The sequence below is a fragment of the Streptomyces pseudogriseolus genome (assembly GCA_002154585.1).
Lineage (GTDB): Bacteria > Actinomycetota > Actinomycetes > Streptomycetales > Streptomycetaceae > Streptomyces > Streptomyces pseudogriseolus.
The window spans coordinates 1-5,685 of the sequence record MUNG01000263.1; the positions used below are offsets into that span (position 1 = coordinate 1).

Consider the following 5,685-nt stretch of genomic DNA (forward strand, 5'->3'; position numbering starts at 1 on the left):
TGCTTTCTGCGCTGCCGCTGTGGTGCTTGGTGATGCGTGGTGTTGCTTGGTTGCCCGTTCGGGCTGTTGCCAAGAAGTTCTACAGCGGCAGCGCAGAAAGCAGGGGTCCGGCCATGCCCAACAGAACGGCCGAGGAGCGGCAACGCGAGATCGTGCGGGTGGCCCGCGCCACCGGCTCGGTCGACGTGACCGCGCTCGCCGCCGAGCTGGGCGTGGCCAGGGAGACCGTCCGCCGCGATCTGCGCGCGCTCGAGGACCACGGTCTGGTCCGCCGTACCCATGGCGGCGCCTACCCCGTGGAGAGCGCCGGCTTCGAGACGACGCTCGCCTTCCGCGCCACCAGTCACGTCCCCGAGAAGCGCAGGGTCGCGGCCGCCGCGGCCGAGCTGGTCGGGGACGCCGAGACGGTCTTCGTCGACGAGGGCTTCACCCCGCAGCTCATCGCCGAGGCCCTGCCCGCCGACCGGCCGCTCACCGTGGTCACCGCCTCCCTGCCGGTCGCGGGCGCGCTCGCGCAGAACGGCAACGCGTCCGTGCTGCTGCTCGGCGGCCGCGTCCGGTCCGGGACGCTCGCCACCGTGGACCACTGGACGACGAAGATGCTCTCCGGGTTCGTCATCGACCTGGCGTACATCGGCGCCAACGGGATCTCCCGCGAACACGGCCTGACCACGCCCGACCCGGCGGTCAGCGAGGTCAAGGCGCAGGCGGTGCGGGCCGCCCGCCGTGTGGTGTTCGCCGGCGTCCACACCAAGTTCGGAGCGGTCAGCTTCTGCCGGTTCGCCGAGGTCGGCGCGCTGGAGGCGATCGTGACGAGCACCCTGCTCCCGGCCTCGGAGGCCCACCGCTACTCCCTGCTCGGCCCTCAAGTCGTACGGGTGTAGCCCACCTCCCGCAGTACCACGTCCCCACGGGCCCGAACCATGCCAGGTGACGCCCGATGTCTCCCTATACGTCCAGGAGCGATCCATGCGAACCCAGAGCCGACGGAGGCCACGAGGCGTACTCGCCACGGCCGCCGCAGGGACGCTGATCGCCCCGCTGCTCTCCGGCTGCTGGGTCGGAGCGGGCGGGGCCGGATCCGGCGGCGACGCCATCAACGTCCTGATGGTGAACAACTCGCAGATGGTCGAGTTGCAGAAGCTGACCGCCGACCACTTCACCAAGGAGACCGGCATCAAGGTGAACTTCACCGTGCTGCCGGAGAACGACGTCCGCGACAAGATCAGCCAGGACTTCGCCAACCAGGCCGGTCAGTACGACGTGGCCACCCTGTCCAACTACGAGATACCGATCTACGCCAAGAACGGCTGGCTGAAGGAGATGGACCCGTACGTCGCCGAGGACACGGCGTACGACCAGCAGGACATCCTCGAGCCGATGCGGCAGTCCCTCACCGGCGAGGACGGCAAGCTGTACGGCCAGCCGTTCTACGGCGAGTCGTCGTTCCTGATGTACCGCAAGGACATCTTCGCGGAGAAGGGCCTGACGATGCCGGCGCGGCCCACCTGGCAGCAGGTGGCCGACCTGGCCGCGAAGGCCGACGGGGCCCGGCCCGGCATGAAGGGCATCTGCCTGCGCGGACTGCCCGGCTGGGGCGAGGTCATGGCGCCGCTCACCACGGTGGTCAACACCTTCGGCGGCACCTGGTTCGACAAGGACTGGAAGGCGCGGCTCGACTCCCCCGAGTGGAAGAAGGCCGTCAACTTCTACGTGGACCTGGTGCGTGAGCACGGCGAGTCCGGCGCGCCCCAGGCCGGCTTCGCCGAGTGCCTGAACAACCTGACCCAGGGCAAGGTCGCCATGTGGTACGACGCCACGTCCGCGGCCGGCTCCCTGGAGGCCGACGGCTCCCCCGTCGCCGGGAAGATCGGCTACGCGCCGGCACCGGTGGAGGAGACGGAGTCGTCCGGCTGGCTCTACACCTGGGCGTGGGGCATCCAGAACGCCTCCCGCAACCCGGACAACGCCTGGAAGTTCGTGTCCTGGGCGTCCAGCAAGGAGTACGAGCAGCTGGCCGGCGAGAAGGTCGGCTGGTCCAACATCCCCGCGGGCAAGCGCGCCTCCACCTACGCCAACCCGGACTACCGGGCGGAGGCCTCCGCCTTCCAGGAGATGACCAAGCTCGCCATCGAGCAGGCCCGGCCCGACGACCCCGGTGTCCAGCCCCGCCCGGCGCCCGGCATCCAGTTCGTCGGCATCCCGGAGTTCACCGATCTCGGCACCAAGGTCTCCCAGGAGATCAGCGCGGCCATCGCCGGACGCCAGTCCGTCGAGGAGGCCCTGAAGAAGTCCCAGCAGCTGGCAGAAGAGATCGCCGAGGAGTACGAGGGACGATGACCGCCACGACCACGGCCCCGACGGCCGTACCACAGACGTCCGCCGCACCCGGCCGGCCCTCCGCCCGGCTGCGCGCCTGGGCCACCCGCGCCCCGCTGCTGCCCGCCCTGATCTTCATGATCGTGGTCACCCAGCTGCCGTTCGTGGCGACCCTGGTGATCTCGTTCTTCGACTGGAACTCCCTCTACCCGGACGCCCGTCACTTCGCCGGGTTCGCCAACTACCAGGAGGTGCTGACCGACCCGGCGCTGCGCAAGTCGGTCTGGACGACCGTCCTGCTCACCGTGGGCGTCGTCCTGGCCAGCTTGGTGATCGGGCTGCTCCTCGCGCTGCTGCTGGACCGGAAGTTCCGCGGCCGGGCCGTCGTGCGCACCCTGCTCATCGCGCCGTTCCTGGTGGTCCCGGTCGCCGCCGCCCTGCTGTGGAAGCACGTCCTCTACAACCCGGAGTACGGCCTGCTCAACGGCCTGCTGCACTACGTGGGCGGCGGACAGCCCGACTGGATCTCGAACACCCCGCTGCTCGCCGTGCAGGCGTCGCTGGTGTGGCAGTGGACGCCGTTCATGATGCTCATCCTGCTGGCGGGGCTGCAGAGCCGGGACCAGCAGCAGCTCGAGGCGGCCCGCGTCGACGGGGCGAGCGACTGGCAGATCTTCGTGCACATCACGCTGCCGCATCTGCGCCGCTACCTCGAACTGGGCGCCCTGCTCGGCTCGATCTACATCGTGCAGAACTTCGACGCGGTGTTCACCCTCACGTCCGGCGGCCTCGGCACCGCCAACCTGCCCTACACCGTGTACCAGACCTTCTACCAGGCGCACGAGAACGGCCTCGCCTCGGCGGCCGGTGTCCTGGTCGTCATCGGCTCCATCGTCATCGCGACCTTCGCCCTGCGCGTGGTCTCGTCCCTGTTCCGCGAGGAGGCGTCCCGCGCATGAGCAACACCACCGTGAACACCCGCGGCCGGTTCCGCGGCGGAGCGGGTCTCGGTCTGGTCGCCTGGCTGGCCGGCATCGTGTTCTTCCTGCCCATCGCCTGGATGGCCCTGACGTCCTTCCACTCCGAGACGGACGCGGCCACCAACCCGCCCTCGTGGGGCGCCGCCCTCACCCTGGACGGCTACCGCGAGTTCTTCGGCGCGGACGGCGGCGCCAGCCCCTGGCCGGCCCTGATCAACTCGACGGTCGCGTCCGTGACCTCGACGCTGCTCGTCCTGGTGCTGGCCCTGCCCGCCGCCTACGCCCTGTCCATCCGCCCGGTGAAGAAGTGGACGGACGTCCTGTTCTTCTTCCTCTCCACCAAGATGCTGCCCGTGGTGGCCGGCCTGCTGCCGATCTACCTGTTCGCCAAGAACGCCGGGATGCTCGACAACATCTGGCTGCTCGTCATCCTCTACACCTCGATGAACCTTCCGATCGCGGTGTGGATGATGCAGTCCTTCCTCTCCGAGATCCCGGTCGCGGTCGTCGAGGCCGCCCAGATCGACGGCGCCCGGCTGCCGACGGTGCTGACCCGGGTGATCGCCCCGATCGCCCTCCCCGGCATCGCGGCGACGGCGCTGATCTGCTTCATCTTCAGCTGGAACGAGCTGCTGTTCGCCCGGGTCCTGACGGGCGTGGTCGCCGAGACCGCCCCCGTCTTCCTGACCGGCTTCATCACCAGCCAGGGCCTGTTCCTGGCCAAGGTGTGCGCCGCGTCGCTCGTCATCTCCCTGCCGGTGCTCGCCGCGGGGTTCGCCGCCCAGGACAAACTCGTCCAGGGCCTGTCGTTGGGAGCCGTGAAATGAAGGCCGCCGTCATCGAGTCCGTGGGCCGGGCCGTCGTCACCGAGGTCCCGGATCCGACACCGGGCCCGAGGGACGTCGTCGTCGAGGTCGCCGCGTGCGGGCTGTGCGGGACCGATCTGCACATCCTCCAGGGCGAGTTCGCGCCCAAGCTGCCGATCGTCCCCGGGCACGAGTTCGCCGGCGAGGTGGTCGGTGTCGGCTCCCAGGTCACCGAGGTGGCGCTCGGCGACCAGGTCGCGGTCGACCCCTCCCTGTACTGCCACGAGTGCCGCTACTGCCGTACCGGCCACAACAACCTCTGCGAGCGCTGGGCGGCGATCGGCGTCACCACGGCGGGCGGGGCCGCGCAGTACGCGGTGGCGCCGGTGGCGAACTGCGTCAAGCTCCCGGAGCACGTCCGCACCCAGGACGCGGCGCTGATCGAGCCGCTGTCCTGCGCGGTGCGCGGCTACGACGTGCTCCAGTCGCGGCTCGGCGCCCATGTGCTGATCTACGGGTCCGGGACCATGGGCCTGATGATGCTGGAGCTGGCCAAGCGGACCGGCGCGGCGAGCGTCGACATGGTCGACCTGAACCCGGCGCGCCTGGAGACGGCCCGCAAGCTGGGCGTCTCCGCGTCCGCGGCCACCCCGGACGAGCTGGACCGGCCGCAGGGCTGGGAGCTGGTCATCGACGCGACGGGCAACGCGGCGGCGATCCAGGACGGGCTGAACCGGGTCGCCAAGGCGGGCACGTTCCTCCAGTTCGGCGTCGCCGACTACGCGACCCGCGTGGAGATCGACCCGTACCGGATCTACAACCAGGAGATCACCATCACCGGCTCGATGGCGGTCCTGCACAGCTACGAGCGCGCGGCGGAGCTGTTCGCGAACGGCGTCCTCGACCCGGACGTCTTCATCAGCGACCGCCTCCCCCTGGACCAGTACCCGCAGGCCCTGGAGCAGTTCGCGGCGGGCGTGGGCCGCAAGATCGTGGTGGTGCCGTAGCCTTCCGGCTCGTCGGTGCGGGGCGCGGGCGCCGGGGTGGATCCCCGGGCGTCCGCGCCCCTTCCGCCGAACGGCCCACAGGTAAGGGAACGGTAAAACGGCCTCGCTCGTTCACCCGGCATGACAGCTATGACCCCCGGCTCGAACATCCCTCTTCCCACCGCCCGCGTGACGGTGGACGTCGCCGCGCCTGTGCGGCTCGACGTATCGGGCCTGCTGCTCACCGCCGACGGCAAGGTGCGCTCCGACGACGACTTCATCTTCTACAACCAGCCCGCGGGCCCGGGCGTGACCTACCGCTCCGGCGGCGGCACGGCCCCTGACGCGATCACGGTCGACACCGCGGCCGTACCGCCCGGCATCGAGAAGATCGTCGTGACCGCGAGCCCCGACGCGGCGGGCCAGACCTTCCAGGGCATCGAGCCCACCGCGACCGTCCGCGACGCGGACACCGGCGCCGTCCTGGCGACCTTCACACCCCCGCAGCTCGGCACGGAGACGGCCCTGGTGGTCGTCGAGGTCTACCTGCGCAACGGCGCCTGGAAGGTCCGCGCGGTCGGCCAGGGTTACGCC

General features: G+C 70.3%; 6 protein-coding genes. All 6 read left to right on the forward strand.

The window, feature by feature from the left end; genetic code table 11:
* Positions 1 to 113: 113 nt before the first annotated feature.
* Positions 114 to 884: a DeoR/GlpR family DNA-binding transcription regulator gene (locus CCN29_RS22445; RefSeq protein WP_006132742.1), complete on the forward strand. Its 771-nt coding sequence runs from the start codon at positions 114 to 116 to the stop codon at positions 882 to 884.
* A gap of 85 nt (positions 885 to 969) precedes the next feature.
* On the forward strand, positions 970 to 2,340 hold the full coding sequence (locus CCN29_RS22450; RefSeq protein ID WP_006132743.1) for an ABC transporter substrate-binding protein: 1,371 nt from the start codon (positions 970 to 972) through the stop codon (positions 2,338 to 2,340).
* A complete protein-coding gene (locus CCN29_RS22455) occupies positions 2,337 to 3,278 on the forward strand; it encodes a carbohydrate ABC transporter permease (RefSeq protein ID WP_006132744.1) in 942 nt (313 codons plus the stop codon). Before CCN29_RS22450 ends, CCN29_RS22455 begins: the two co-directional genes overlap by 4 nt.
* Entirely contained in the window at positions 3,275 to 4,126 is an 852-nt protein-coding gene (locus CCN29_RS22460; RefSeq protein WP_006132745.1) for a carbohydrate ABC transporter permease, read from the forward strand. Before CCN29_RS22455 ends, CCN29_RS22460 begins: the two co-directional genes overlap by 4 nt.
* On the forward strand, positions 4,123 to 5,112 hold the full coding sequence (locus CCN29_RS22465; protein ID WP_031019842.1) for a zinc-dependent alcohol dehydrogenase family protein: 990 nt from the start codon (positions 4,123 to 4,125) through the stop codon (positions 5,110 to 5,112). The genes CCN29_RS22460 and CCN29_RS22465 overlap by 4 nt, the downstream gene beginning before the upstream one ends.
* A gap of 129 nt (positions 5,113 to 5,241) precedes the next feature.
* The coding region (locus tag CCN29_RS22470; RefSeq protein ID WP_442538453.1) for a TerD family protein at positions 5,242 to 5,685 on the forward strand (444 nt) is incomplete at its 3' end.

What these genes read in the sequence shown, in the direction of transcription:
- CCN29_RS22450 (WP_006132743.1), top strand. Translation starts at nt 970, where the DNA reads ATGCGAACCCAGAGCCGACGGAGGCCACGAGGCGTACTCGCCACGGCC.
- CCN29_RS22445 (WP_006132742.1), top strand. Translation starts at nt 114, where the DNA reads ATGCCCAACAGAACGGCCGAGGAGCGGCAACGCGAGATCGTGCGGGTG.
- CCN29_RS22460 (WP_006132745.1), top strand. Translation starts at nt 3,275, where the DNA reads ATGAGCAACACCACCGTGAACACCCGCGGCCGGTTCCGCGGCGGAGCG.
- CCN29_RS22455 (WP_006132744.1), top strand. Translation starts at nt 2,337, where the DNA reads ATGACCGCCACGACCACGGCCCCGACGGCCGTACCACAGACGTCCGCC.
- CCN29_RS22465 (WP_031019842.1), top strand. Translation starts at nt 4,123, where the DNA reads ATGAAGGCCGCCGTCATCGAGTCCGTGGGCCGGGCCGTCGTCACCGAG.